The sequence below is a fragment of the Methylophaga sp. OBS3 genome, assembly GCF_026319325.1.
GTDB lineage: Bacteria > Pseudomonadota > Gammaproteobacteria > Nitrosococcales > Methylophagaceae > Methylophaga.
Window position 1 is genome coordinate 52359 of sequence record NZ_JAPDMU010000006.1, and the last position, 26340, is coordinate 78698.

At 44.3% G+C, this 26340-nt stretch carries 28 protein-coding genes; 10 read left to right on the top strand and 18 right to left on the bottom strand.

Features of this window, described 5'->3' with window-relative positions:
• Window positions 1-93: 93 nt before the first annotated feature.
• Genes OMP94_RS10695 through rfaP form a run of 5 tightly spaced genes read right to left on the bottom strand, consistent with a single transcriptional unit; the run spans window position 94 to window position 5049 of the window.
• Window positions 94-711 carry a YrbL family protein gene (locus OMP94_RS10695; protein ID WP_266278294.1) on the bottom strand — a complete coding sequence of 206 codons (618 nt, stop codon included), beginning with the start codon at window positions 709-711 and terminating at the stop codon, window positions 94-96.
• Window positions 708-1742 carry a UDP-glucose 4-epimerase GalE gene (gene galE, locus OMP94_RS10700; RefSeq protein ID WP_266278334.1) on the bottom strand — a complete coding sequence of 345 codons (1035 nt, stop codon included), beginning with the start codon at window positions 1740-1742 and terminating at the stop codon, window positions 708-710. Before galE ends, OMP94_RS10695 begins: the two co-directional genes overlap by 4 nt.
• Window positions 1729-2871 carry a glycosyltransferase family 4 protein gene (locus OMP94_RS10705; RefSeq protein ID WP_266278295.1) on the bottom strand — a complete coding sequence of 381 codons (1143 nt, stop codon included), beginning with the start codon at window positions 2869-2871 and terminating at the stop codon, window positions 1729-1731. Before OMP94_RS10705 ends, galE begins: the two co-directional genes overlap by 14 nt.
• A complete protein-coding gene (locus OMP94_RS10710) occupies window positions 2846-4252 on the bottom strand; it encodes a lipopolysaccharide kinase InaA family protein (RefSeq protein WP_266278296.1) in 1407 nt (468 codons plus the stop codon). Before OMP94_RS10710 ends, OMP94_RS10705 begins: the two co-directional genes overlap by 26 nt.
• Window positions 4249-5049 carry a lipopolysaccharide core heptose(I) kinase RfaP gene (gene rfaP, locus OMP94_RS10715; protein WP_266278297.1) on the bottom strand — a complete coding sequence of 267 codons (801 nt, stop codon included), beginning with the start codon at window positions 5047-5049 and terminating at the stop codon, window positions 4249-4251. Before rfaP ends, OMP94_RS10710 begins: the two co-directional genes overlap by 4 nt.
• 103 nt (window positions 5050-5152) lie before the next feature.
• Between rfaP and OMP94_RS10720 the strand changes: the two genes are divergently transcribed.
• From OMP94_RS10720 to OMP94_RS10730, 3 genes are read left to right on the top strand one after another with little or no spacing between them, the layout of a single operon-like run.
• Window positions 5153-5710, top strand: coding sequence for a D-sedoheptulose-7-phosphate isomerase (locus OMP94_RS10720; protein WP_266278298.1), 558 nt, complete (start codon window positions 5153-5155; stop codon window positions 5708-5710).
• A gap of 2 nt (window positions 5711-5712) precedes the next feature.
• A complete protein-coding gene (locus tag OMP94_RS10725) occupies window positions 5713-6906 on the top strand; it encodes an FAD-dependent oxidoreductase (RefSeq protein ID WP_266278299.1) in 1194 nt (397 codons plus the stop codon).
• Window positions 6903-7703, top strand: a complete 801-nt coding sequence (locus tag OMP94_RS10730) for an aldo/keto reductase (RefSeq protein ID WP_266278300.1) — start codon at window positions 6903-6905, stop codon at window positions 7701-7703. The genes OMP94_RS10725 and OMP94_RS10730 overlap by 4 nt, the downstream gene beginning before the upstream one ends.
• A gap of 22 nt (window positions 7704-7725) precedes the next feature.
• On the opposite strand, the gene hldE is transcribed toward OMP94_RS10730, so the two are convergent.
• The 4 genes from hldE to OMP94_RS10750 form a co-directional block, all read right to left on the bottom strand.
• Entirely contained in the window at window positions 7726-9168 is a 1443-nt protein-coding gene (hldE, locus tag OMP94_RS10735) for a bifunctional D-glycero-beta-D-manno-heptose-7-phosphate kinase/D-glycero-beta-D-manno-heptose 1-phosphate adenylyltransferase HldE (protein WP_266278301.1), read from the bottom strand.
• 79 nt (window positions 9169-9247) lie between these two features.
• Window positions 9248-10285, bottom strand: a complete 1038-nt coding sequence (waaC, locus tag OMP94_RS10740) for a lipopolysaccharide heptosyltransferase I (RefSeq protein ID WP_266278302.1) — start codon at window positions 10283-10285, stop codon at window positions 9248-9250.
• The gene (locus tag OMP94_RS10745) at window positions 10285-11241 is read right to left on the bottom strand and encodes a homoserine kinase (protein ID WP_266278303.1); all 957 of its coding nucleotides are present in this window, start codon (window positions 11239-11241) and stop codon (window positions 10285-10287) included. The genes waaC and OMP94_RS10745 overlap by 1 nt, the downstream gene beginning before the upstream one ends.
• A gap of 22 nt (window positions 11242-11263) precedes the next feature.
• Window positions 11264-11593 carry a DUF2782 domain-containing protein gene (locus OMP94_RS10750; RefSeq protein ID WP_266278304.1) on the bottom strand — a complete coding sequence of 110 codons (330 nt, stop codon included), beginning with the start codon at window positions 11591-11593 and terminating at the stop codon, window positions 11264-11266.
• A gap of 93 nt (window positions 11594-11686) precedes the next feature.
• Here OMP94_RS10750 and polA point away from each other — a divergent pair, with 93 nt between their 5' ends.
• On the top strand, window positions 11687-14443 hold the full coding sequence (gene polA / locus OMP94_RS10755; RefSeq protein WP_266278305.1) for a DNA polymerase I: 2757 nt from the start codon (window positions 11687-11689) through the stop codon (window positions 14441-14443).
• Window positions 14444-14503: 60 nt separating this feature from the next.
• On the opposite strand, the gene OMP94_RS10760 is transcribed toward polA, so the two are convergent.
• From OMP94_RS10760 to lptM, 6 genes are read right to left on the bottom strand one after another with little or no spacing between them, the layout of a single operon-like run.
• On the bottom strand, window positions 14504-15187 hold the full coding sequence (locus tag OMP94_RS10760) for a CatB-related O-acetyltransferase (RefSeq protein WP_266278306.1): 684 nt from the start codon (window positions 15185-15187) through the stop codon (window positions 14504-14506).
• Window positions 15188-15208: 21 nt separating this feature from the next.
• Window positions 15209-16108, bottom strand: coding sequence for a tyrosine recombinase XerC (gene xerC, locus OMP94_RS10765; RefSeq protein WP_416240459.1), 900 nt, complete (start codon window positions 16106-16108; stop codon window positions 15209-15211).
• Between the two features lies 1 nt (window position 16109).
• Complete coding sequence (locus OMP94_RS10770; protein WP_266278308.1) at window positions 16110-16817, bottom strand: DUF484 family protein; 708 nt, start codon at window positions 16815-16817, stop codon at window positions 16110-16112.
• Window positions 16793-17641, bottom strand: coding sequence for a diaminopimelate epimerase (gene dapF / locus OMP94_RS10775; RefSeq protein WP_323135083.1), 849 nt, complete (start codon window positions 17639-17641; stop codon window positions 16793-16795). The genes OMP94_RS10770 and dapF overlap by 25 nt, the downstream gene beginning before the upstream one ends.
• A 3-nt stretch (window positions 17642-17644) precedes the next feature.
• Window positions 17645-18892: a diaminopimelate decarboxylase gene (lysA, locus tag OMP94_RS10780; protein WP_266278309.1), complete on the bottom strand. Its 1248-nt coding sequence runs from the start codon at window positions 18890-18892 to the stop codon at window positions 17645-17647.
• A gap of 5 nt (window positions 18893-18897) precedes the next feature.
• Window positions 18898-19026: an LPS translocon maturation chaperone LptM gene (lptM, locus tag OMP94_RS10785; protein WP_266278310.1), complete on the bottom strand. Its 129-nt coding sequence runs from the start codon at window positions 19024-19026 to the stop codon at window positions 18898-18900.
• 143 nt (window positions 19027-19169) lie between these two features.
• Between lptM and pilB the strand changes: the two genes are divergently transcribed.
• The 6 genes from pilB to yacG are packed head-to-tail and all read left to right on the top strand — an operon-like array spanning window position 19170 to window position 24587.
• A complete protein-coding gene (pilB, locus tag OMP94_RS10790) occupies window positions 19170-20888 on the top strand; it encodes a type IV-A pilus assembly ATPase PilB (RefSeq protein WP_266278311.1) in 1719 nt (572 codons plus the stop codon).
• Window positions 20889-20891: 3 nt separating this feature from the next.
• Window positions 20892-22133, top strand: a complete 1242-nt coding sequence (locus OMP94_RS10795) for a type II secretion system F family protein (protein WP_266278312.1) — start codon at window positions 20892-20894, stop codon at window positions 22131-22133.
• Window positions 22134-23003: a prepilin peptidase gene (locus tag OMP94_RS10800; RefSeq protein WP_266278313.1), complete on the top strand. Its 870-nt coding sequence runs from the start codon at window positions 22134-22136 to the stop codon at window positions 23001-23003.
• Window positions 23003-23617, top strand: a complete 615-nt coding sequence (coaE, locus tag OMP94_RS10805) for a dephospho-CoA kinase (RefSeq protein WP_266278314.1) — start codon at window positions 23003-23005, stop codon at window positions 23615-23617. The genes OMP94_RS10800 and coaE overlap by 1 nt, the downstream gene beginning before the upstream one ends.
• A 12-nt stretch (window positions 23618-23629) precedes the next feature.
• On the top strand, window positions 23630-24400 hold the full coding sequence (gene zapD / locus OMP94_RS10810) for a cell division protein ZapD (protein ID WP_266278315.1): 771 nt from the start codon (window positions 23630-23632) through the stop codon (window positions 24398-24400).
• A 1-nt stretch (window position 24401) separates the two neighbouring features.
• On the top strand, window positions 24402-24587 hold the full coding sequence (gene yacG / locus OMP94_RS10815) for a DNA gyrase inhibitor YacG (protein ID WP_266278316.1): 186 nt from the start codon (window positions 24402-24404) through the stop codon (window positions 24585-24587).
• Between the two features lie 7 nt (window positions 24588-24594).
• On the opposite strand, the gene mutT is transcribed toward yacG, so the two are convergent.
• From mutT to nadA, 3 genes are read right to left on the bottom strand one after another with little or no spacing between them, the layout of a single operon-like run.
• Window positions 24595-24996, bottom strand: a complete 402-nt coding sequence (gene mutT, locus OMP94_RS10820; protein ID WP_266278317.1) for an 8-oxo-dGTP diphosphatase MutT — start codon at window positions 24994-24996, stop codon at window positions 24595-24597.
• Window positions 24996-25178 carry a zinc-finger domain-containing protein gene (locus tag OMP94_RS10825; RefSeq protein ID WP_266278318.1) on the bottom strand — a complete coding sequence of 61 codons (183 nt, stop codon included), beginning with the start codon at window positions 25176-25178 and terminating at the stop codon, window positions 24996-24998. The genes mutT and OMP94_RS10825 overlap by 1 nt, the downstream gene beginning before the upstream one ends.
• A gap of 16 nt (window positions 25179-25194) precedes the next feature.
• Window positions 25195-26307 (bottom strand): quinolinate synthase NadA, encoded by a 1113-nt coding sequence (gene nadA / locus OMP94_RS10830; protein WP_266278319.1) that lies wholly within the window; start codon window positions 26305-26307, stop codon window positions 25195-25197.
• Window positions 26308-26340: the final 33 nt, after the last annotated feature.

Consider the following 26340-nt stretch of genomic DNA (forward strand, 5'->3'; position numbering starts at 1 on the left):
TTAACCCCTATACAGAATCAATGCTCTCGAGTTATCAACAGCCCAAAAAGAGCGCTTCCGTTTTGTCGACACTCCATCATTTCTTAACAAGACTTAAATTAACCCCATTAAACTTAAAAGCTTATCGTTAAACGGATACATTCGTTTAATACGACGCTCAAAGTCTTTCCATTTGCGTTGAATTTTGTGCCTACCTAAATAAGGCACATAGGTCATGATTGGTATCCAATCAGAGTTACCGATATTATCGACAATCACACAGCGCCACCTGTCTTCATTAACTTGCTGAAAAACAATATTTTTCGGCTTTAAAGACATAGTGATAATGTTAAACCGAAGTAGATAATTTTTGAGTTCATTAAACTCAAAAATCAACTCATTGAGGTGAGCTTCCGTTAATTTTGCATCCCCAAGATAATACTCCAATGTTTTAGAGACATGACCGCTAGTATCACGAATCAATTCAAACATTGCTGCAGGGCCAAGGTTTGTCTCTACGTTACCGTAAAATTTGGGCAAACCTTCCCAAGAGATTTTTCTTTTTTGTAATAACGCGTAATAACCTTGTTCACGTGCTTCTTCCTGAGAGCCACGATTCACCCTGTTACGATCAACCCTAACTTTTATACATCTATCTGGAAAATCTGGATGTAAATAAACATCACGATGTAAACCCTGGCCGATCAGTAGGCCAACATTAAGCTCGATCAATCACCGTATCCTTCTGGATTTTGTTGTTGCCATCGCCATGCATCTATCAGCATGTCTTCCAATGTTTTTTCTGTTTTCCAACCTAGTAAGGCACTCGCCAATGAAGCATTCGCGTAATAAATAGCAACATCGCCAGCACGACGGTCAACTAATTCATATGGTATGGAAATACCGGTTACAAGCTCGAAAGTCTTAACAATTTCTAGAACACTATAACCATGGCCAGCACCAAGATTGATTGGTGTGCACATGCCTGCTGATTGTTTTTCCAAGAATTGTAACGCTTTAACATGACCTCGCGCCAAATCAATAACGTGGATATAGTCCCGGACACCGGTACCATCTACCGTCGGATAATCACTACCAAAAACCGACAACTTCTCAAGTTTCCCAATAGCAACTTGCGTCACGTAAGGTAATAAGTTGTTGGGGATTTGGGCCGGATCTTCGCCAATCAAGCCACTTGGATGCGCGCCGGCCGGGTTGAAATACCTTAGTAGCGCCACCTTGAATAGTTCTGGTCTTGACTGCACAACATCCGCCAACATCTGCTCAATAAACAGCTTACTTCGACCATAGGGATTTGTCGCAAACAATGGAAAAGACTCATCCATTGGCACCGTTTCAGGGTCGCCATAAACCGTTGCGGAAGAACTAAAGACAAAGTTGCCTACATTGGCTTGCTGCATAACCTGTAGCAATACCAATGTCGAATCCAAGTTATTTTGGTAATAGCGAATAGGCTCGGCACAAGACTCACCAACAGCTTTCAAACCAGCAAGGTGAATAACGGCATCGATAGAATGGGCCTTAAATACCTCAGATAAGGCTTCTGCCTCTCTGACGTCTTGATGATAAAAGTGAACTTTTTTTGCTGTAATTCTTTCAATGCGTTCAATGACGGCGAAACGACTGTTAGACAAGTTATCAACAACGACCACATCATAACCAGCATCAAGCAACTCGACGCAAATGTGACTACCTATGTAGCCAGCACCACCGGTGACAAGAACAGTTTTAATGGCTTCTATCCTTTTTACTTTTTGCTAAGTCTTCAATCAATTTCGCAGCCTTCTGCGGCATGCTATAGAGGTCTTCATTTTTAGCATAATGAATTGCATTATCAGACCAGCGCTTTAGCTTGTCTGAATCTAACATCTCAACTAACAACTTGGTAAAAGAGTCCGTGTTTTCGGGAGACTCAATTAAGTGGCCAGCCTGAGACTGCTCAACATGATTTGCATAACCACAAGCACTACTAACCAACTGTGGTAATCCGGCAACCATCGCTTCAAGGATCACGGTTCCAGTATTTTCAGAGCGTGCTGGATGCATAAATAAATCGGCCGCTTGTAACCACTGGGGAACATCACTTCGCCCCCCCATAAAGTTTACATTTGCACTGATATTTAATTGCCGGGCCAAATATTCAAACGGCTTTTGATTATCTTCACCAACAACAAAAATATGGGTTCTATTACGAAGCGCTTCGGGTAAAGATGCAATTCCTTTAATAGCAAAATCGACACCTTTACGTTTGAAACCAGATCCAATCATAAGCAATAAAAAATCGTCACTCGTCAGTCCTAGAGTTTCTCGAAGTGTTTGACGTTGTTGTTGCCAATCAGCTGGTCGGGTTCTCTCCGGATCGATACCTGGTGGTAAATCAACAAGTCGACTATCAGGTGTCTTGTATATTTCTTGGAACAACCGACGTTGAACCGAAGAAATCATCATTGATACCGTTTTGGTATCACGACCAAATACAGCTCGCTCCCATTCAGAATAAAATTTAACACGTCCAAATAATCTTGAAACAGGATAGTGCCACTCTTGTCGAGCTCGAGCTAAATAACATGGATCAGCCGCATAGTAGAGATCCAAGCCGGGCATCTTATTAAATCCGATAACAAGATCGTAATGACCCGCTGATAATTTTGGTTGAACTTGATGATAAAAATCACGCATTCTCGCGTGGTTACTATACCCTGAGACCTCTATATTTATACGGTTAAACCCCGGAATATCTTCACCGTGCCACTCGATACAGTAGACATCAATTTCATCACCAGCGTCTCTTCGCAATTCAAGAATTCGACGAAAATCTCTAGCCAATCCTCCAAACGGAAAATATTTATAGAGACAAACTGCTAATTTCATTCATTTCCATCACTTTGTTAATTTGACTTGCAACATCACGACCATCCCAATTGGCCATAAAGCGCCGCTTATCCTGCTCATGGAGCAGGTTAAATTTCTTATCTTTTACTTGGCGCATTGCATCTAAATCTATCAGCCATAGCTTGCCATCTTCATCTACCAGCAAATTATTCGCTTTCATATCGCCATGCACGATCTGATTTTGGCGTAATACAAGAAATAATTCGCCGATTTGCTTTAATAAAGACGGTGCTTTTAATTGTTCATCACTTAACTCGAGTAAAGGCTTACCAACCAAGTTTGAACACACGTAATATGAGCGATGTCTGAGCCCCAAAATACGGCGCTCAAGGAATCCCAATGGCTTTGGTGTTGCTATCCCAACGTAATTCAATAAATTCGCGTTAAGCCATGATGTTCTAGCCCGACTTGGGCGCATACAACGACGCAGAAAGTGCCAAAAACTTTTCATATTATAGCGTTTAATGACAACTTCTTGACCGGCATAAAAACTCTGAATGACGGTTGCAGAATTGCCCAGTTTCAATGGCTTTCCATCATTCATGCAGGCTTCTAATTGAATATAGGAAAGCGTTTGAACTTCCCCTCTTCTCCATGCTTTTTCTTCACGAACGGATTTCTTATATTCCGTCATCGTGCAGTTACGTAATTGTTTCTTTAAATAATGACGTTGATGATGCTGACGCGCTTTTTGATAATGGCTTTGAATCTCTATGCTTGCTTGTTGATTAAAGGTTAAAGCCCGTTTTGTAAAATAACTAGGCAGCTTAGCCTGTAGTTCAGGCTGCATAGTTTCGGGCCACTGTACAAGTAGTGAAGCGATATTTTTGAAGCCCATCGCTAATGAAATAGGCTTGCCAGAAATCACTACAGAAGCTAAATCCAAAAGATAAAGCTTGCCCCCAGACAGTACAAAGTTACCTAAGTGAGGATCATCTTGATAGCAGCCAGCCAAATGACATGTAGCAAACAACTCAAAAAGTTTGTCTAAAGGCTGAGCATCAAAACTCATGTTTGATATTTCAGTGGCATCAGGTAAATATTGATAGGCAATCGCACTGACACCATTATCTGAGTTCACCTCAGAACGAATACTTGGAACGGGGATCTGGTGCTTACAGCAATAGCTATGCACGCTAAGCTCATGTTCAAATTCTCGTTGGCCTTTACCTGACGCTATAAATAGCTTCAGAACTAGCAATTCAGCACTTTCCTTTTCTCGTACTAAAAGTGTTGAACGGCGGCCTTGAAGATGTCTTAAGGTCTTAAGCAGCTCATAATCTTGACCATTAAAATGCAGAGCGCCTGAAATAACTGGTGCTTCATGGTTTAACAAACTATTGGGTGTGTAACTCATCATTCAGCCAGTAATGTTTCAGCGCGCTGCTGCACATGTTTCCAGAAATCTGATTGTGTTTGTAATAGTTCGCGTAATGGCAGCCCACTGTACTGTTTCATAAAACGCAGTAAATCTCGTGAGGTCAGAGGCACTCTGCTTGCGGAAAAGAATAGACTACCCAAATCTTTGACAAGCCATCTTTCGGGTATTTTTTTTCGGATCTGAGCTCGGTGTAAATCGATTAGATAAATTGGCATATCTTCAGTGTAAGTATTATGCGAAGCAAAAGACTCATCCAAAAGAAAGTGACAAAGATAAAAGTCGCGATGATTGATGCCATTGGTATGCATTACTCGGCTAATATGAGCAAGCTTACTAATGAGTGTTTGTTTTGTCTGAAAGGTCGGCGGCTGACTCTGCCATTGTTCGCCCACCCACTCTAGACTCATTGTCTTTGTTAACTCATCAGTAATAACAAAGGATTGGCGTTTAGCGGGGTTCCAGCCTTTTTCACCATAAGCTGCAAGTGTCATGGTATCTAGACCAAGCTTCTCTAGAAACTGTATCGCCTGCCACTCATTGCGCGCACTAAAGATAGGTAAACGAAAAGCGATGAGGTTTTTGAATACCTCTTGCCAACCAATACCTGCATGATATTTCAGAAAGTAAGAATGATTTTGAAAATCAAAGCGTAGTGTGCGACGCCCTTCTTTATCCCGAAAAACATCACCCGTTATGGATTTAACTTGAGAAAAAACTGACTTATTAGCCCAAGCCAGCTGAAACTCTTTGCGTAAAAATAGCTTGTCATTATTCATTATGGCTTTTGGGCGTGTGATTTATGCGGTTGCGAATAACGTTTTGCTACACTATCCGCAAAGAAGACAAATATTAACACCTGACCCCATAAAGAGGTACACCGTGTCATTCCACTCTACATTAAGTCGCCATCAACAAATGGTCGACAGTTTGTTTGCCATGACGCCACAACTTGAGGCGTTATCAAATCGTATTAACGAATGCGTGTTGGCCGGAAACAAAGTTTTGTTCTTTGGTAATGGTGGTAGCGCGGCAGATGCGCAACATATGGCTGCGGAGTTTATTGTTCGTTACAAAGATGACCGCCAACCTTTAGCTGCCATTGCATTAACGACTGATACCTCAATTCTGACAGCACATAGCAACGACTATAGTTTTGACTCTGTATTCGATAGACAAATATTGGCACTAGGAAAGCCTGGGGACATTGCGATTGGTTTATCCACATCCGGTAACAGCAAAAATGTCATTAATGGCGTTAAAGCAGCGCAATCATTAGGCATTTATAGTGTGGCATTTACTGGTGATAGTGGTGGCCAGTTACTGGAGATTGCTGATGAATGTGTGCGTATTCAAAGTACGGAAACAGCACGCGTTCAGGAAGGCCACATCATCATTGGCCATTGGCTGTGTGAAGCGTTAGACGCGCAGTTAGCGTAACGATGACTGAAAAGCATATTCAAGCCGATGTTGTCATTGTTGGAGCAGGCATAGCAGGCTTATGGTTACATAATCGTCTTAATCAGCTTGGCTACCATGCTTTATTGTTAGAAAAAGGCAAAATTGGTCAGGCACAAACACTGTCTGCGCAAGGCATCATCCACGGCGGAAGTAAGTACGCACTAAATGGTATTTTATCCAATGCGGCACAAGCCATTAGTGCTATGCCCACTCGCTGGCAAGCTTGTCTATCTGGACAGGGTGAGATTGACTTAAGTCAGGTCAAAATCAACACCAATCACCAACTGTTATGGTCAACCAACAGTTTGTCATCAAAGATGGTGTCATTCTTTGCCAGTAAAGCCTTACAGAGCCGTATGCAAGCTGTACCTAAAAGCGCACGACAAGGCTTGTTTGCGGATCCAAGTTTCCAAGGTTCACTTTATGAATTAGATGAACCTGTATTAGATGTTCATAGTGTTTTAACGCAGCTTACCCAAACTTATCCTGAGCGGATTTTGCAGCTCCCAGATGGCGAAATGTATTGTGATTTTGAGAAAGTGCGACTGCAGTCTATTCATTACGGTGATGTACAAATAAGTGCCCAACAATTTGTCTTTACTGCTGGCGAAGGTATGGCAGATATATTGTCAGCGCTCGGTTTGAAAAAGCCAAAAATGCAATTGCGACCATTACAAATGCTGCTTTGTAAGGCAAAAAATCCAGAAACACCATTACCGAAAATTTATGCACACAGTCTCGGCAGTGGCAGCAAACCTATCGCCACGATCAGCAGCCATTCAGATAAAGACGGCAATATCGTTTGGTATCTCGGTGGTAATATCGCTGAAGAAGGGGTTGGGAAGCCCACCAATGTTTTGATAAAAGAAGCACAAGCTTTATTAAGTCAGATTTTGCCTTGGTACAGTCCACCAGAATTAATTTGGGCGACACATAACGTTAATCGAGCCGAACCTAAACAATCAGGGTTTGCACGACCCGATAGCGCCTTTGTCTCATCTCATGAGAATGTGCATATCGGCTGGCCAACGAAACTTGCTCTCGCACCCGATTTGAGCGATAAAGTGATTGCCGCTTTGGAAACCCAAAACTTGCAAAAAAACGCACCGCAAAATACTGATGCCTTACCACGAGCAGAAATAGCCGAACCGTTATGGGATCGTGCATTCCAATGACGCTAACATTACCCCAAAAAAACATTGCGGGAACTGATATTAGTGTCTCAGTTTTAGGATTAGGCACCGTTAAACTCGGCCGCGATAAAGGCGTCAAATACCCGACCAGTTTTACGATTCCAGATGATGAAGCTGCACTCGCATTGCTTGATGAAGCATGGAATTTAGGAATCAATTTAATCGACACCGCACCCGCTTATGGCAATAGTGAGCAACGACTAGGGCAGTTACTCCCACAACTCCCTCATCCGTTTGTTATTTGCAGTAAAGCGGGTGAGTTATTCGATAATCAAACGGGTGAATCTCACTTTGATTTTTCGGCTGACGGACTTCGCCGCAGTGTCGAGACCAGCTTGGGGCGTTTAGGTCGAGATAAGATTGATATTGTGTTGATTCATTCAGATGGAAATGATGTCCCAGTAATCGAAAAATTTCGAGCATTAGACACATTAAACCAACTGAAATCTGAAGGCCTGATTGGTGCAACCGGTATGTCTAGCAAAACTGTCGAAGGTGGACTATTAACGCTCGCACAATCAGATATCGCCATGGTGACACATAATCTCGACTATCAAGGCGAACAAGCTGTGGTAAATAAAGCGGCAGAACTTGGTAAAAGTATTTTTATCAAGAAAGCCTTTGCCAGCGGTCATTTACCCGCAGGCAAAGACGCCATCACTGAAAGTTTCAAACTTATCTATGCTAACAAGGCAATCGCGAGTGTCATTATTGGTACGATTAACCCGATTCATCTCAAAGATAATGTTGCTAAAGCGATAAAAGTACTTTGCCAATAAGTTTATAAGTTGGCGTTTTTACTTAGCTTTTCTGGTTAATCTTGTTCACGATGGCAGTCGTTGAACAGTTTTCGACCAAACTCATCACTTTAACTTTGCCGCCATAGCCTTCAACAATTTCCCAACCGACCACACCTTTTTTATCGTAGTCGCCGCCTTTGACCAAAATATCAGGCTGAACTTCTCTTAATAACGCTTCCGGCGTATCACCTTCAAAGCACGTTACCCAATCCACATCGGCAAGGCCCGCCAGCACAATTTGACGTCGCTCAGCAGTATTAATCGGTCGTCCGGGTCCCTTGAGCTTGCTCACAGATTCATCAGTATTTATCGCAACAATTAGGCGGTCACCTAAGCGGCGCGCCTCATGCAAATAACTGACATGACCAGCATGCAAAATATCAAAGCAGCCATTGGTGAAAACGATTTTTTCACCTCGTTTTTTCGCTTGTTCTACAGCGATTTTCAGTTGTTCAACCGTCACTGCACCAGCAAAAGAATGATCACTTTGATGCTGCCCTTGATGACGCTCAAACTCTGCTTGTAACTCTGGACTCCCTAAGGTTGCCGTCCCCAGTTTACTAACCACAATACTTGCCGCCACATTTGCCAATGTCACAGCTCGCTCTAAGCTTTCACCAGCAGCCAATGCTGCCGCCAGTGTTGCAATAACCGTATCACCAGCACCAGTAACATCTGCCACTTCTTTTGCAATCGCAGGAAGATGTAACTCACTTTGATCGGCACGAACTAATGACATGCCGTTTTCACTTCGCGTGATCAGTAATGCCCCGATATCAAGCTGGCTGATGAGTTGGCCAGCTTTTACTAATAAGTCCGCTTCTGAGCTAACAGGGCCAACTACAGCCTCAAACTCGGTCATGTTGGGCGTGATGACATCTGCACCGCGATACTTTGCAAAGTCCTGTCCTTTTGGATCTACTAAAACCTTGAGACCTGCCTGTTTAGCATGCTGAATTAAAGGCTGTGGGTCACTGAGTGTGCCTTTATTGTAGTCCGATAAGACCAAGACCTTACTTTCACCAAATAATGGCGCACAAGTGCTAGCTAGCGCTTGATTATCGACAGGCGTAAACGGTGTTTCAAAGTCCATCCGCAAGAGTTGCTGATGGGCGCTGATGATCCGAGACTTGATAATGGTCGGCTTATCACTTTTGAGAAAATGACAGTTAATGCCCACCGCATTCAAACGTTGGGTCAAAACATCGGCCGCTTCATCTTTGCCGGTAATACCTGAGAGCTGGCAACTCGCACCGAGCGAAGCGATATTCATTGCCACATTGGCAGCGCCGCCTGGAATATCTTCAAGGCGCTCAACATTGACAACAGGTACTGGCGCTTCCGGAGAAATACGCTTAGTTTTACCGAAGTAAAATCGGTCTAACATCAAGTCACCAACTACCAACACGGGTGCTTGGTAAAAATCGGGAAAAGGCAATTTCATTGCGTATTGGCCTGTATATCTGCGGAGCTTATATTCAATTTTATGACAGCAACACATGTTTGCTACATAGACTAACGGCTTATTTTGCGGGCAAAAGCGCTTCTAGTCCATTCCAGACCATTTCTGGTGTCATCTCTTGCATACAAACAGGCTGACCGTCATCAGCTTCTTTAAGCGGACAACTACGTTTGTAACAAGGCGTACAAGATTTTTCGCTGATCAGATGCTGTTGGTTTTTACCATAGGTGCCAATTAGCGCTGTATCGGTAGAACCGTACAATGTTAGCGCAGGCAAACCAGCTACTGCCGCAAGGTGAGCAAGGCCTGTATCACTACAAACAGCTGCTGTTGCATGATGCGTCAGCGCTGCCATATCGTTTAATGACATGCGTGGCAGAGCATGAGCTTGTTCGTCGACTAAAGCGATTTGTTGCGCTCTGACATATTCCGCATCATTACCACTTGGTAGCAACACGGAATAACCCGCTTCAGTAGCGAGTAATGCTAAACGTTGCCAATGTTTGACTGGCCACATTTTGCTTAGCCAACTGGCATTTTGTACAAACAATAAATACTTTTCAGGTAACGGAAAATCTAGTGCTGGTAAATCATTGTGACGAAAGTCAGCCGCGTAATTGGCTTTAGTTGTCGGTACTGAATAACCCAATGCCTGAGCAAGAATCTGCCGCATACGTTCGACTGCATGTTGCTGCGGATCAACATGAATCGGCACTCTATAGGCAAGATGTGCTGGCTTTTCACGACAAGAATCTTTATCAAGACCAGCAACGGGGCCGCGTCTTAACATACTGACTAATGCACTTTTCAAGTTATTCTGCATATCGACGACAACATCGTAGTCGCCTGCATTTAACTCTTGATAAAAAGCGCGTAGTTCACCGCCGCTTATTGTTTGCCAAAGTGATTTTTTCCAGCGGCGATGTGAAGTCGTGATGACATTTTTAACGGCAGGATGCCATTGCGGTACTTCTGCAAAGGCTTCATCGACCACCCAATCAAACTCGATACCGGGAATCGCTTTAGCCGCATCACTCAGTGCTGGCAAAGCATGCATCAAATCGCCCATGGATGTGAGCTTAATAATCAGAACGCGCATCAGTGAGTGCTGATACCGTCGATTGGCATTGGCTGCGATTGATGTTGGCGCAGAATTTTCAAAAATGCATCCGGGTTTTTGATTTGGGTGATCTCACCTTCTCGAGGGAAAAGCTGATCCTGCAAGCGTGATAACCAAAAACGCAGTGCTGCCGCACGCAACACCAGATTCCAATTATCTTTTTCTGCCATCGTTAGAGGTCGGCGGCTCAAATAAGCCTGCATTAAGGCCTGATAATGGCCCATATCTAACAAACCATTCTCAGCAACACACCAGTCGTTTACAGCAACGGCAAGGTCATACAGCAGATATTCGTCACAGGCGTAGTAAAAGTCGATAATGCCCGATAATTTATCGCCTTCGAATAAGGCGTTATCACGGAAAAGATCTGAGTGAGTTACCCCCCAAGGCAAATCAAGCTCCGCATAATTTTTTTGAAACTCAAGTTCGGTTTTGAGCAACTCAGCTAGCGCTGGTTCAAGATGGGGTATTAGTCCACTTGCCATTTGCTGACGCCAATCAGGTCCGCGAGTACTCGGACGACGTGAAGCAAACTTCTGACCAACCAAATGCATCTGCGCCAACATGTCACCAATTGCCGCGCATTGGCCAATCGTGGCAACGCTATCAACCGTTTTACCTGCTAGGCGATGTACTAATGCCGCCGGCTTACCAGATAACGTCTTAAGGTATTGCCCCTGACGATCGGCAGCAGGATGCGCTGAAGGAATAGCTTGCTGATAAAAAAACGTCATCACATCCAAGAAGTAAGCAAGTTCGCTGAAGTCATGCTGTTCAAACAGCGTCAGCACAAACTCACCTTGTGTGGTCGTGACAAAGTAATTGGTATTTTCGATTCCAGCGCTAATGCCTTGGTAGTCTTGCAACTCACCCAAGTCATAATCGCCGAGGAACGCAATCAGATCGTCGCGCCCGACTTCAGTATAAACAGACATGTAAACTCAGTTTAGAAGTGGCTTACCACTCAAGCAAAATCCAGTTAGGAACCTCTGGATTATCTAGCTCGTTACGGGTAGTTTCGAGGTTACCATCGCCATCAGTATCCATCAGATAGTAAGCTGGCCCAACAATTGGAATGACCTTAATCATATACAGCTGACCATTAACGCGGTATTCCTCAATGGTACGGTCATCTTGCTGAATAATGTTGATCTCAGGCTCGATGCTATCACCGCTTTCCATACGTTGCGGCAACTCAGGTGTCTGATCGATCAATTCTTCATTGGCCCAGACAGCTACTGTCATTAACACGCCTAAAGCGCCTACAATAGCGATTTTGTTCAACATAGCTGCTTGCTCCAGATGATTTTTGCTAAAGATAGCATTTCCATTACGATGATAAAAGCAATCTATGTGCCCGCATATCAGGCTTTGTGACTTATGACTCAATCTGCACCACTTATCCTTGTTGATGGCTCGTCGTATTTGTACCGAGCATTTCACGCTATGTATAACGCTGACCTACGTAATTCTGCTGGCGAACCGACCGGCGCAGTGCGCGGTGTCACCGCCATGTTGCGGCGTTTAGCCAAGGATTATCCGGATAGTCATATCGCGGTGATTTTTGATGCCAAAGGCAAAACCTTTCGTGATGAATTATTCGCTGAATACAAATCACAGCGCCCACCGATGCCCGATGATTTACGTGCTCAGGTACAACCTATTCATGACATTGTTCGCGCTATGGGCTTACCGCTTTTTTCTGTTGAAGGTGTCGAAGCCGACGATGTCATTGGCACGTTAGCGCAAGAAGCGACGGAAAAAGGCTTAGATGTTGTCATCAGTACCGGTGACAAAGATATGGCGCAACTGGTGAATCAGCACATCACACTGGTTAACACCATGACCGAAACCGTTTTAGATATTAAGGGTGTTAAACAAAAGTTTGGCTTACCACCAGAACTCATCATCGACTTATTGGCATTGATGGGTGATAAAGCTGACAACATTCCTGGCGTACCGGGTGTTGGCGAAAAAACCGCCCTCGCCTTATTGCAAAATCTCGGCAGCATTAAAGACATTTACAGTGATCTCGAAGCTGTCCGCACGCTGGATTTCCGCGGTGCGAAAAAAATGCCCGAGAAATTGGCTGAAAATAAAGAAATGGCTGAGCTCAGCTATCAACTTGCCACGATTAAATGTGATGTTGAGCTGGACCTGCACATCGATGATATTCGCAACCAACCGCAAGATAACGCAACATTATTGCGTTTATTTAAACAAATGGAGTTTCGTAGCTGGATAAATGAACTTGAATCAGGTGATGACCCACGAGTTGAAGCGCCAGTTAAAGTCGCTGACGTAGAAGTAAACGCCGAACCTGAAAATAAAATTTACGACATTATCCTCACCGAACAGGCTTTGGATGATTGGTTAAGCAAACTCAAAGCAGCAGATTTGTTTGCTTTTGATACTGAAACCACGAGCCTCAATTACCTACAAGCAAAAGTCGTCGGATTGTCTTTTGCTGTCACACCAGGTGAAGCAGCCTATCTACCGTTGGCACATGATTATCCGGGCGCACCAGACCAACTAAGTTTTGAACAAACCCTCGCTAAGTTCAAACCACTACTGGAAGATCCTAAAGCACTTAAAGTTGGTCAAAATCTCAAATATGACCGTCATGTATTGCTAAATCACGGTATTGACCTGCAGGGAATTGCCCATGACACGATGCTGCAGTCCTATGTTTTGGATAGCACTGCCACACGTCATGACATGGATTCATTAGCTGAAAAATACCTTGGCAAAACCACCATTCATTTCGAAGATATTGCTGGCAAAGGTAAAAAACAGCTGACCTTTAATGAGATTGGTCTTGAAGAAGCTGGCCCTTATGCCTGTGAAGATGCAGATATCACGCTGCAACTGCACCAAAAACTCTGGCCGAAGATTCAGGCAATTCCAAGCTTAGAAAAAGTTTATCGTGAATTGGAAATGCCATTACTGCCGGTGCTAAACACATTAGAGCGCAACGGCGTACATATCGATATTTTTATGTTGCAACAACAAAGCGATGCTTTGGCACATGATATCGATCGACTCGAAAAAGAAGCTTACGAAATTGCCGGTCAAAAATTTAACTTAGGATCACCAAAACAATTACAAGAAATTCTTTACGACAAACAAGAATTGCCGGTTTTGAAAAAAACCCCAAAAGGCCAACCATCAACGGCTGAAAATGTTTTGCAGGATCTGGCCGACCAAGGCTATCCATTGCCACAGGTCATTATGCAATACCGCAGCCTGAGCAAGTTAAAGTCAACCTATACAGACAAGCTGCCACAGCAGGTAAATCAACAAACCGGCCGGGTGCATACGTCTTATCACCAAGCGGTTACAGCAACAGGTCGATTGTCTTCATCTGACCCGAATTTACAGAACATTCCGATTCGCACCGAAACCGGTCGTCGCATCCGCGAGGCATTTGTACCTGAAAAAGGCTTTAAATTACTTGCAGCGGACTATTCACAGATCGAACTTCGCATCATGGCGCATTTGTCGGGTGATGCCAGTTTGCTGAAAGCTTTTGCTGATGGCGAAGATATTCACCGCCATACTGCTGCAGAAATTTTTGATGTGGCCCTTGATGACGTTTCCAACGATCAACGTCGTAGCGCTAAAGCCATTAACTTTGGTTTGATTTACGGAATGTCAGCACATGGTTTATCAGTGCAACTCGGGATTGAACGCCATCAAGCGGCGAAATACATGGAAACCTATTTTGAGCGTTATCCTGGCGTGCGTCATTACATGGATAACACCCGAGAACAAGCCAAAAAAGATGGCTATGTAGAAACCATTTTTGGCCGTCGTTTGTATTTGCCCGAAATTAATTCTAGCAATGGGCTACGTCGTCAATATGCCGAGCGAACAGCGATTAACGCGCCAATGCAAGGTAGTGCCGCAGATATTATCAAGCGCGCTATGATCAATATTCATCAGTGGTTATCTGAAAATGACACCGGTATTCATATGATCATGCAGGTGCATGACGAACTGGTTTTTGAAGTACCTGAGGACAAGCTTGAACTGGCGCAAAAAGAAATTGAGCAGTTTATGATTCAGGCCGCTGAGTTAAATGTGCCGTTAGAAGTTGGTATGGGCGTCGGTGATAACTGGGAACAGGCGCACTAAAATAATTACAGATAAGCCAAACAGTTAACTACTTAACTTATCGTTTTTGTGTCTGAGGCTCTAAGTGTTATCAATTCTAAAAACGTTATAGTTTGCTGGCTCCGAGAGACCATTTAATTCTTGAATAGCCAGAGTAATATTTTCAAAACTAAGTCCTTCTAGCACTTTAGTATCTAATTGCCACCACTCTAAATCACAAAGTTGATTAATTAGTTCTTGGCTAAAACGGAATTTAATAACTCTGGCGGGTACTCCAGCAACAATCGCATAAGGTGGAACATTTTTAGTTACAACAGCTCTAGAAGCTACTATTGCGCCATTTCCTATCTCAATACCATCCATCACAATAGCATCTCTTGCTATCCAGCAATCATGTCCGATAGAAACTTTAGTTACTCCACTTCTAAGACTCTCATATTTTTCCGATAAAGCTCTTGAAAATAACGATGTAGAAAGCCAGTTTGTTGGATGCTGATTCCTGTCGAGTCCTAAAATTACATTATTGCCAATCGAGCAAAAGCGTCCAATCTCAATATTTCCATATAACTCATAACCACTCCTTAAATAACTATAAGCACCAATCTTTAGAGAATCAGATTTTAATAATCCATTTGCAACAGAAGCATTTTCCTCAATATCAACTTTTTGTCTTGCTCTAAGCGAATTTAGACTTGGACTAAATTTAATCCCATGCTTTTTGAGTCTTCGCTTTAAAAGAATTTGTTTCAGGTAGTTAATTAACATCGAAATTATCTGTTTAAATACTTAAAGCTTTCGTTTTTTAGCACGCGGATGAGCGGAGTCGTAGACTTTGGCGAGATGCTGGAAATCCACGTGGGTATAGATTTGGGTTGTGCTGATATCGGCATGCCCCAATAACTCCTGCACGGCCCGTAAATCGCCACTGGATTCAAGCATATGTGATGCAAAGGCGTGACGTAGTCGGTGTGGGTGAACATGTTGTGATAAACCATGTTTTTTACCCCAAAATGCCAAGCGCTGCTGGATACTTCGTACTCCCAGCCGACGTCCTTGTTGAGTAATAAATAAGGGCGTAGGCATAATCAGCCCCTGCTGCTCGCGTTTATCTAACCATGCTTTGATAGCTTCAATCGCTTTGCCGCCCATCGGTAATAAACGGTCTTTGCCGCCTTTACCCTCTTTGACTTGGACCAATTGTTGGCCAAAATCGATATCACGCATATCCAGTGCAGCAAGCTCGGCCAAACGCAAACCTGATGAATAAAATAACTCCATCATGGCGCGATCTCGACAAGCAACGAAAGTGTCAGAAGGCGTCAAATCCAATAACGCCTTCATTTGATCAACATCTAGGGTTTTGGGTAAACGCTTTTCTGTTTTTGGTGCTTGTACGGATTGGGCTGGATTGTGGTCAACCAATGCTTCCCGGATCAAATAACGGTAGAAACTACGGATAGCAGACAGCATGCGGTGAATGGTTCGTGCCCCTAAACCTTTGCGGTGAAGATGTGCGATAAATTGTCTTAAATCAGCTGGCTTAACAGCCTGCCAACTGCTTATATGCTGCTGGTTACAGAAATCGAGCAATTGTTGGCAGTCACGCTGATAATTGTTAACGGTATGTGTCGAGACCCGGCGTTGTTGCGCTAGATAATCGATGAATTGTTGCAGTGTCGATTGCAACTCAGTTGTGTTGCCCATGATAGAAACGACGTAATAAACGCATCAGCACCTCACCTAAAAACTGCAGGTATTCAGTGCCCATATCCGCATGGAAACGGTTGGCATCTTCACTGGCAATCGCCAATAAGCCTGCGCAAGGCTCATGCCCTAATGGCAAACAGGCAATAGAATGGACATTGTCAGCATCATCAGCGAACAATAAAGTTTTTTGCGCTTTGGTGAGTCGACCACAAACGGGTTGTTGTTTGCTAATCATCAAGTCAAATACTTTCAGCTGTGGATCATCAGCTGCCAGTTCTGCCACATTTTCATCAGTCTCTGGCAGGCCAATCGCATTCCCATCGTGATAGAACAGACGCAAAGCGACCGCATCCGCAGCAAACTCTTTTTTGAGCTTTTCCATCACAGTATTCAGTAATGCACTTCCGTCCTGACAATCTAATAAATCTAAAACCAGTTGGTGTACACGTGATTGCAGGGAGGTGTTGCTATGCGCGTTATCAAGCAAAGCATGCAGTTGATCTTGCAGTTGCTGGTTTTTTTGCTGGAGTTGCTCTCGTTGACGTTGTGCCAATGAGATTGTGCCGGGCGGGCTGTCTGATAATTCTAATTGCTGCAAGACATCAGGTTGTGTCAGCAGGAAATCTCTGTTTTGTTGTAAATAAGCGCTTACTTGTTCTGCGCTCAGAGATTGTTCAGTGTTGCCCACGCTATTTCTCCATCAAAAACATGTGTTGCCGGTCCGGTCATGGTGACATTAGCCTCTTCATCTGGCCAGCTAATTAATAATTGCCCACCAGGTAATGCCACCGCAACGTCTCTTGCCAGTAGACCTCGACGTATACCACTGACCACCGCAGCACAAGCACCGGTGCCACATGCGCTAGTCTCACCTGAGCCACGCTCAAAGACACGTAGTTTAATCGCATCGTGACTAAGCAATTGCATAAAACCGGCGTTCACCCGTTCAGGAAACTGTGGATGTGACTCGATTAATGGACCTAGTGTCAGTACCGGCGCTGTATCGACATCATCAACCAACATCACCGCATGCGGATTGCCCATCGATAATGCCGCAATTTCGATCTGATGTCCCGGCTCAACGGCCAGCATATAAGTGGTTGCCGCTTCATCAGCTTTAAAAGGCACTTGCTCAGGTAAAAATCGCGGTCGCCCCATATCAACGCTAATTTGGCCATCAGCTTGTAGCGTTGGATAAATCACACCCGAAGCTGTCTCAACGGCAATGGTGTTTTTGTTAGTGAGCCCCTGCTCGTAGACAAACTCTGCAAAACATCGGGCACCGTTACCACATTGAGCAACTTCGCCGCCATCGGCGTTAAAGATACGATATTTGAAGTCAACATTTGGCGTATCACTTTGCTCGACCATCAACAGTTGATCACAGCCGATACCAAAGTGTCTGTCCGCCAGAAAGCGAACTTGAGCAGCACTCAGCGAAACGTCTTGGCGAATGGCATCGATGACAATAAAGTCATTACCTAGTCCATGCATTTTGCTGAATTTCAACATGCCTTAATCCTGTAACAGGTGTTCACCTTGATACAAACTTTCTATTGTTTCACGCTCACGAACGACAACAGCCTTATCACCATCAACCATAATCTCAACCGCGCGAGGTCTAGAATTGTAGTTCGAGCTCATAGTAAAACCATACGCCCCAGCTGAGCGAACTGCCAGCAAATCTCCTGCTTCAATTGCCAATTCTCGATCTTTACCAAGGAAATCACCAGTTTCACAAACAGGGCCAACGATATCGTAATTTAGCGGAGCGACATCGCGCGGCTTAACAGCGTCAATCGCCATCCAAGATTGATACAGCGCTGGACGCAAAAGATCATTCATCGCCGCATCGACAATAGCAAAACGCTTTTCTTCCGTCGCTTTGATAAATTCGACTTTACTGACCAAAATACCGGCGTTACCAGCGATGGCACGCCCAGGTTCCATTAAGATTTCTAATGACCGATCTTTCAGCAAAGCTTTCATTGCTTCAGCGTATTCAGCTGGTGTCGGCGGCGTTTCATCTTTGTATTGAATCCCCAGTCCACCACCGATATCTAGGTGATAAATTTCGATGCCGGCTTCTGCCAACTCATCGATTAGTAGCAAAACACGCTTTAATGCATCAACAAATGGGGTAACTTTGGTCAACTGCGAACCGATATGGCAATCAACCCCCACAATATTGAGGTTTGGCATGGCAGCAGCTTGTTGATAAACCGCTGTTGCTAGATTGATATCAATACCGAATTTGTTTTCTTTTAAGCCTGTCGAAATATATGGATGCGTCTGCGCGTCAACGTCTGGATTGACACGAATTGAGATAGGCGCGATAACACCAAGCTCACCGGCAACTTGATTAATTCGCTCAAGCTCAGCGACAGATTCGACGTTAAAGCAGCGGATCTTCTGCTCTAGTGCGTAAGCGATTTCTTCTGCTGTTTTACCCACGCCAGAAAATACAGTGCGATCGGCTCGTCCACCAGCAGCCTGTACCCGTGCCAATTCACCAGCAGACACGATGTCAAAACCCGAACCGAGTTTTGCTAACACGTTAAGCACAGCAAGGTTTGAGTTAGCTTTCACCGCGTAACAAACCAGATGTGGCAGGCTTTCAAACGCCTCATCAAATGCACGCCAATGACGTTCTAAAGTCGCGCGGGAATATACATAAGCTGGTGTGCCATGCTGTTCAGCAATCGCAGTTACCGCAACATTTTCGGCGAATAATTCGCCATTTTGATAATCAAAGTGGTTCATGAAACTTACGCAACCTCAATCGTTTGCGCATTTCCCTCCGGTAAATATAAATCGCCTTTCAGGCCGCATGCGGCTAAAAGCCCAACTGTACAAAGAATGATAGCTAGCGCTCGCCAGCCGGTAACTTGTCGCATGATATCTTTCCCATAAAGGTGAATTGCAGGCAGACTATACGTTATTGCATCCGCGACCTGAATTGGAAACTAGAATTTATCGCGTAACTCCCATACTATTGGCGCATTGGAGATAGCGTTATGTTAAGGAATCCCAACTAGTCATGGCAAATATGGCAGCACCTATCCGACTGAGTGGTCTGGCACGGCGTCTTGTTAGTGAGGGCCTGCTAAGCGAAGACGAAGCCCAAACCGCGCAAAATTCGGCGCGACAAGCCAAACAATCTTTTGTGACTTTTGTCGTCAACCATAAGCTGTTGGCCAGTCATAAAATCGCAATTATTGCCTCCCAAGAGTTTGGTGTGCCGTTGTTTGACATCGAATCACTCAACCTTGAACTGGCGCCCACCAGCCTTTTCCAAGAAAAACTTATCCGCCAGCACAATGCTTTGCCATTGTTTCAGCGTGGCAAACGTCTTTATGTCGCTGTTTCTGATCCAACCAACCTACAAGCGTTAGATGAGTTTCAGTTTAATACCGCACTTAACACTTATCCGATTCTGGTCGATGAACAGAAACTCGCGCTGACTATTGAAAAAGCGCTGGATAAACGTGAGCAGCAATTGGATGAGTTTGCTGATGCGGAATTAGATGATATTGACCTCGGTCCTGATGATGATATCGATCGTGGCCAGGATGTTACTGAAAGCAATATTGATGACACACCTGTTGTTCGCTTTATCAATGGCATTTTGACCCAAGCGATCAAAGCTGGTGCATCAGATATTCACTTTGAGCCCTACGAAAAGAAATACCGCGTGCGTATTCGTATCGACGGTATTTTGCATGAATCTAAAACAGCGCCGGTTGCACTTAGCGGCCGTATTGCAGCACGTCTTAAAGTGCTTTCACGAATGAATATTGCTGAGCGACGTGTGCCACAAGATGGCCGGATGCGTTTGAAGTTGTCAAAAACCAAAGCCATCGATTTTCGTGTGAACACCGTACCAACCTTGTTTGGTGAAAAAATCGTATTACGTATCCTTGATCCAACCAGTGCCCAGCTAGGTATTGATGCGTTAGGTTACGAAGAAGACCAAAAGCAAACCTTCCTCGAAACCATGCATAAACCTTACGGCATGATTTTGGTAACAGGTCCCACCGGTAGTGGTAAAACGGTATCACTCTATACGGCGTTGAATATCCTCAATACTGATGACCGCAACATCTCGACAGCAGAAGATCCAGCAGAGATTAACTTGCCGGGCATCAATCAGGTCAACGTTCATCCGCAAATTGGGCTTGGGTTTTCTGAATGTCTTCGTGCCTTCTTGCGTCAAGATCCAGATATCATCATGGTGGGTGAGATTCGTGACCTTGAAACAGCAGAGATTGCGATTAAAGCAGCACAAACAGGTCACATGGTATTTTCAACATTACATACCAACGATGCGCCGCAAACATTAACGCGTCTCGCCAATATGGGTGTACCTGCATTTAATATCGCCTCGGCAGTTTCGTTAATCATCGCTCAGCGTCTTGCTCGTCGTTTATGCTCGAAATGTAAAACCCCGGAAGATCTGCCAAGAGAAGCACTGGAAGAAGAAGGTTTTACACCAGAACAGATCCAGAGTGGCTTTAAAGTCTATCGTGCCGTAGGTTGCGACTCGTGTACGGCAGGCTATAAAGGCCGGGTAGGTATCTATCAAGTTATGCCGGTTTCTGACGCCATGGGTCGAATCATCATGGAAGGTGGTAACTCGATACAATTGGGTGATCAAGCTAAAGCTGAAGGCATCGATGACTTAAGAGCTTCGGGCCTGAAAAAAGTCATGGCAGGTTTGACCAGCCTTGAAGAAATTAATCGTGTGATCAAGGAGTAAGTCATGGCGCAAGCTGCTTCGGCGAAGAAGAAAAAAATCGTCGTCCCCACCATGTACTTGTGGCAGGGCACTAACCGCCATGGCCGCCGAGTCAAAGGTGAAGTTGCGGGTGAGAGCGTACAGGATGTTCGCGCCGACTTAAGACGCCAAGGTATTACGCCAATCAAGGTGCGTAAAAAGCCAAAAGATTTATTTTCTCCTCGCAAACCGCCTATTAAACCAGCTGATATCGCGGTGTTCAGCCGTATGTTAGCCACCATGATGTCATCTGGTGTGCCATTGATGCAGTCCATGCAAATCATTGGTGAAGGCCATGAAAAAGCCTCAATGCAAGAAATGATCTTGGCGATTAAAGCGGATGTCGAGTCAGGTACAAGCCTTGCCGAATCATTAGCCAAATTCCCACTGCATTTCGATGATCTATACGTAAGTTTGGTTAATGCAGGTGAACAGTCAGGTACGCTGGAAGCCTTACTTCATGAAATTGCTACCTACCAAGAGAAAACGGAAGCCTTAAAAGCCAAAATTCGTAAGGCATTGGTTTATCCAGCAGCAATCATCGTCGTGGCATTTATCGTTACGGCCATTTTGATGATCTTTGTTATCCCTCAGTTTGAGTCGCTGTTTACCGGCTTTGGTGCAGACCTACCAGGATTAACTAAAATGGTCATCCATATTTCTGAAGTCTTCCAAGAGAAGTGGTGGTTAATTTTCGGTACCTTAATTGGTGGGGTTATGGGCTTTATGGCCGCCAAAAAGCGCTCCCGAAAAATCCAGCACTTTCTCGATAGGTTATTACTAAAACTGCCTATCATTGGCGATGTATTAACCAAAGGTGCCATTGCGCGTTTTGCACGTACTTTCGCGGTTATGTTTAAAGCCGGTGTACCGATGGTTGATGCAATGACTTCCGTTGCCGGTGCAACAGGTAATATCGTTTACTCAGAAGCCACCATCATGATGCGTGATGATGTTGCTACAGGTACGCAGCTCAACAAAACCATGGTAGATACCCAGTTATTTCCCAATATGGTGATTCAAATGGTCGCCATTGGTGAAGAATCGGGTTCATTAGACGCCATGCTAGGTAAAGTCGCAGACTTCTTTGAGCGTGAAGTTGATGATGCCGTTGATAATATGACTGCCTTGATGGAGCCATTCATCATGGCATTCTTAGGTGTTTTAATCGGTACACTGGTCATTGCGATGTACCTGCCTATCTTCAAACTCGGCGCTGTCGTATAAATGCAGCTCATTGAACTATTGGCCAGCTCGCCACTGGCCTTTATCAGCGTTATTTTTGTTTTAGGTTTACTGGTTGGCAGTTTTTTAAACGTTGTCATCCATCGGCTACCATTAATGATGCATCGAGAATGGCAACAACAATGCCATGAGTTAATCGGTAGCGATGTCCCTGAAGCCGAACCATTAACGCTTAGCCGTCCAAGATCACGTTGCCCTCACTGCCAACATGCCATTACTGCACTAGAAAATATTCCTGTCGTTAGTTATTTATTTTTACGTGGCCGCTGTCATGACTGTCAGGCACGTATTTCTGTTCGTTATCCTATTATCGAAGCTTTAACAGGCATCTTTTCCGGTGTCGTTGCCTGGCACTTTGGTTTTAGTTGGACTTGTCTAAGTGCATTGTTATTAACTTGGGCACTCATCGCACTTACATTTATTGATATTGATGAACAATTATTACCAGATAGCATTACTCTGCCTTTAGTTTGGCTAGGTTTATTTTTCAACTTGTTTGGTCAATTTACTGATCTGCAAAGTGCGGTTATTGGTGCTTTGGCTGGGTATTTATCTTTATGGTCGGTCTACCATCTATTCAGAATTGTGACCGGCAAAGAAGGTATGGGTTTTGGTGACTTTAAGCTATTGGCAGCATTAGGCGCGTGGTTAGGTTGGCAGTTTTTACCCGTCATCATTTTGTTGTCATCTCTGGTTGGTGCTGTTGTCGGGATTAGTTTAGTTTTGTTTTTCAAACATCAGCGCAGTCAACCAATTCCGTTTGGTCCATACCTTGCTGCCGCAGGCTGGTTAGCCTTAATTTGGGGCGAGACGATTAATAACACATACCTTCGTATAAGCGGACTTAGTTAATGGCCTTAACGGTTGGTTTAACCGGGGGAATTGCGAGTGGTAAAAGTACTGTCTGTTCACAACTCGCGCAACTCGGTGCCGGCATTATCGATGCGGATGTTATTGCCAAGGTTGTCTGTCAGCCGGGTCTGCCCGCATATCAAGAAATTATTGAAAAATTTGGTCGCAAGGTTGTTATGGCTGATGGGCAATTAGACCGCAAAGCCTTACGCAATATTATTTTTAATGATGCACAAGCTAAAGTAGATCTGGAAACCATTATTCACCCCAGAGTACGTGAACAACTGTTAGCACAATTAGCTGAAAGCACGCATATGGTCACCATCATTGCTGTACCGCTGCTTATTGAAGCTAAAATGCAGTATCTCTTCGACCGCATTTTGGTTGTTACCACTTCCCGTTCTCAACAAATTAAGCGTTTATTACAACGCGACGGTATTTCTGAGCAGTTAGCCAAGCAAATGATCGGCGCACAGATTGATGATGAGCAGCGTTTACACTATGCTGATGACATTATTGATAATAACGGTGACTTTAATGCACTCACCGAGCAGTTAGAAAAACTGATGAAAACTTATCAAAAACTTGCGGTTAACAACCAATTAACTCATTAAAACAGAATTGACGTGTCAACCACTATTACCTACGAACAACCGCTGAATGAACGTATCCGGACTTTTTTACGTCTGGAGTTTTTGTTTGCTCGTGTCGACAAAGCCATGCAGTTTGATGATGAACTTAGTCATCGTGATGCCATTGATGCGATGTTGGATATTTTGTCGGTTTTTGAGCGCAATGACTTAAAAGCGGAAGTGTTAAAAGAAATCGAGCGACTGATCACCAATCTTTCTGCTTTAGAAAATATTGCTGGTGTTAACCGTTCAGCGTTAGACGAGTTACTCAGTGAACTTGATCAAACCCTAGATGCATTACAGCTCCGCAAATCTGGTGTCGGCCAAGCTCTAAAAGAGAATGACTTTCTCTATAGTATCCGTCAGCGCTCAAGTATCGCTGGAGGTACTTGCGACTTTGATTTACCGGCTTATCACTACTGGCTGCAACACACACCCGTCGAAGGCAGAATCCATCAATTACAGTATTGGTTGGAGCAGTTTGTCGCTGTCCGCGCAGCTATTGATATTAGTTTACGGCTCATTCGTGGTGCGACGCCTTTTGCTGATATGCAAGCCGAAGCGGGATTCTTTCAACGCAGTTTGGATGGTAATCAACCAACCCAACTGATTCGCGTGCAAATACCAGCTGAAACACCTTATTTCCCTGAAATAAGCGGCGGTAAACACCGTTTTACCGTTCGTTTTATGTTATTTGATATTAACCAGCGGCCGCAGCAAATTTCTGAGGATGTTGCCTTCCGGCTCAGCTGTTGCAGTATGTAATATGCCAATGAAAGTAAATTGCCCAACCTGTAATCGTAAGGTCGAGTGGATTGAAGAAAACACTTACCGTCCATTTTGTAGCGAACGTTGTAAGCTAATTGACCTCGGCGAATGGGCTGCAGAAAATCACCGAATCGCCGGCGAACCAGCTTTAGATCCTAACGATCCACAATTTGAGAAGCATTAAGCTACTATTAGTTTTGATAGTAACTTTTCACCGCGCTGACGATAGCACTGTTAGCCGCAGGAAACTCATGTTCATCTAGCGCGTTGAGGGGACACCATTTTATTTCTTGCCCTTCGCGTCCAGCAATTTCACCACTAAACTGCTCTACCAACCACACATCTAATGTGACTTTTCGGTCAGTGTAGTCATGCTCAACCTGAAATAAGTCTTCGGCTTTTTCTACCAATAAACCCACTTCTTCTTGCAGTTCACGCTTTAATGCATCTAGACGGCTTTCCTCGGGTTCACGTTTACCCCCAGGGAATTCCCATAAATTACCTTGATGCTGATGGGCCTGACGACGTGCGATGAGCACTTCTTGTTGAGCGTTAACAATAACGCCAACAGCGACTTGGAGATGTTTAATCATTACTTCATTAGTTTGTACAAAGTACCGCAATAAGGGCAGCGAACTTCATCTTGTGCTTCTAGAGACAGATAAACTCGAGGATGTGAGTTCCACACTGCCATTTCTGGCAGTGGACAACTTAGTGGCAGGTCTTCCGGGCGAATTTGATAATACTTATCAACGTTGGCTTGCTTAGCATCCATCACCCGCTCCTTGAAATTAGATAGGCAGATCCAGCATCCGTTGTAGGGCTAATTTTGCCTGACTGGCCGTTACTTCATCGACTGAAACCTGGTTGACGACATGGCCTTCAACAAGATTTTCCAGTACCCAAAGTAAATGTTGTGGGTCGACACGGAACATGGTCGAGCACATACAGACTGTTGGTGACATGAAGTGAACTGATTTGCCCTCAGACTCAAACTGCTCATGCAGACGATTGACCAAGTTTAGCTCAGTACCAACTAACCAGCGTGTTCCTGGTGCACTATCAGCGATGGTGCGAACGATATATTCAGTTGAGCCAATATAATCAGATTTTTGACAGACCTCAAAGCTACATTCTGGATGAGAAATTACTTTGGTTTCTGGATATTTCGCCAAAAAGTTATCGATCTGAACCGGCTGGAACATTTGATGAACAGAACAGAAACCTTTCCAAAGAATCATTTTGGCGTTTCTGATCTCGTCAGGCGTTAAACCACCCATCGGTTTATCAAAATCCCACACCACCATTTCTTCTAACGGAATGCCCATCTTAAAGCCAGTATTCCGACCCAAATGTTGATCTGGGAAGAATAGAATTTTTTCACGTTGTGAAAATGCCCAATCCAAGACATGTGGCGCATTGGTTGAAGTACAGACGATACCGCCATGCTTGCCGCAAAATGACTTCAAATCCGCCGCAGAGTTGATGTAAGTAATGGGTGTGACAAGTTCGTCTGGGTCAAAGACTTCAGACATTTCCTGCCAAGCACGATCAACATTGATGCGATTAGCCATATCGGCCATTGAGCAGCCTGCCGCCATATCGGGGAGGATCGCGACTTGATCAGGTCGTGACAGAATATCTGCCACTTCAGCCATAAAGTGCACACCGCAAAACACGATATATTTCGCGTCTGAGCTTGCAGCATTCCGAGATAACTTTAACGAGTCACCAGAAAAATCTGCATGTTTGAACACTTCATTACGCTGGTAATGATGACCAAGAATGACCAAATCATCGCCAAGCGCTTGCTTGGCTTCGATGATTCGTTGCTCACACTCAGCATCATCCAGAGCAAAATATTCCTCGAAGGGAATTGGACTGCTTGCCAGTTCAGTTGCCACTTTTGTCCTCCTCATTCACCGCCGGGTGAAGGC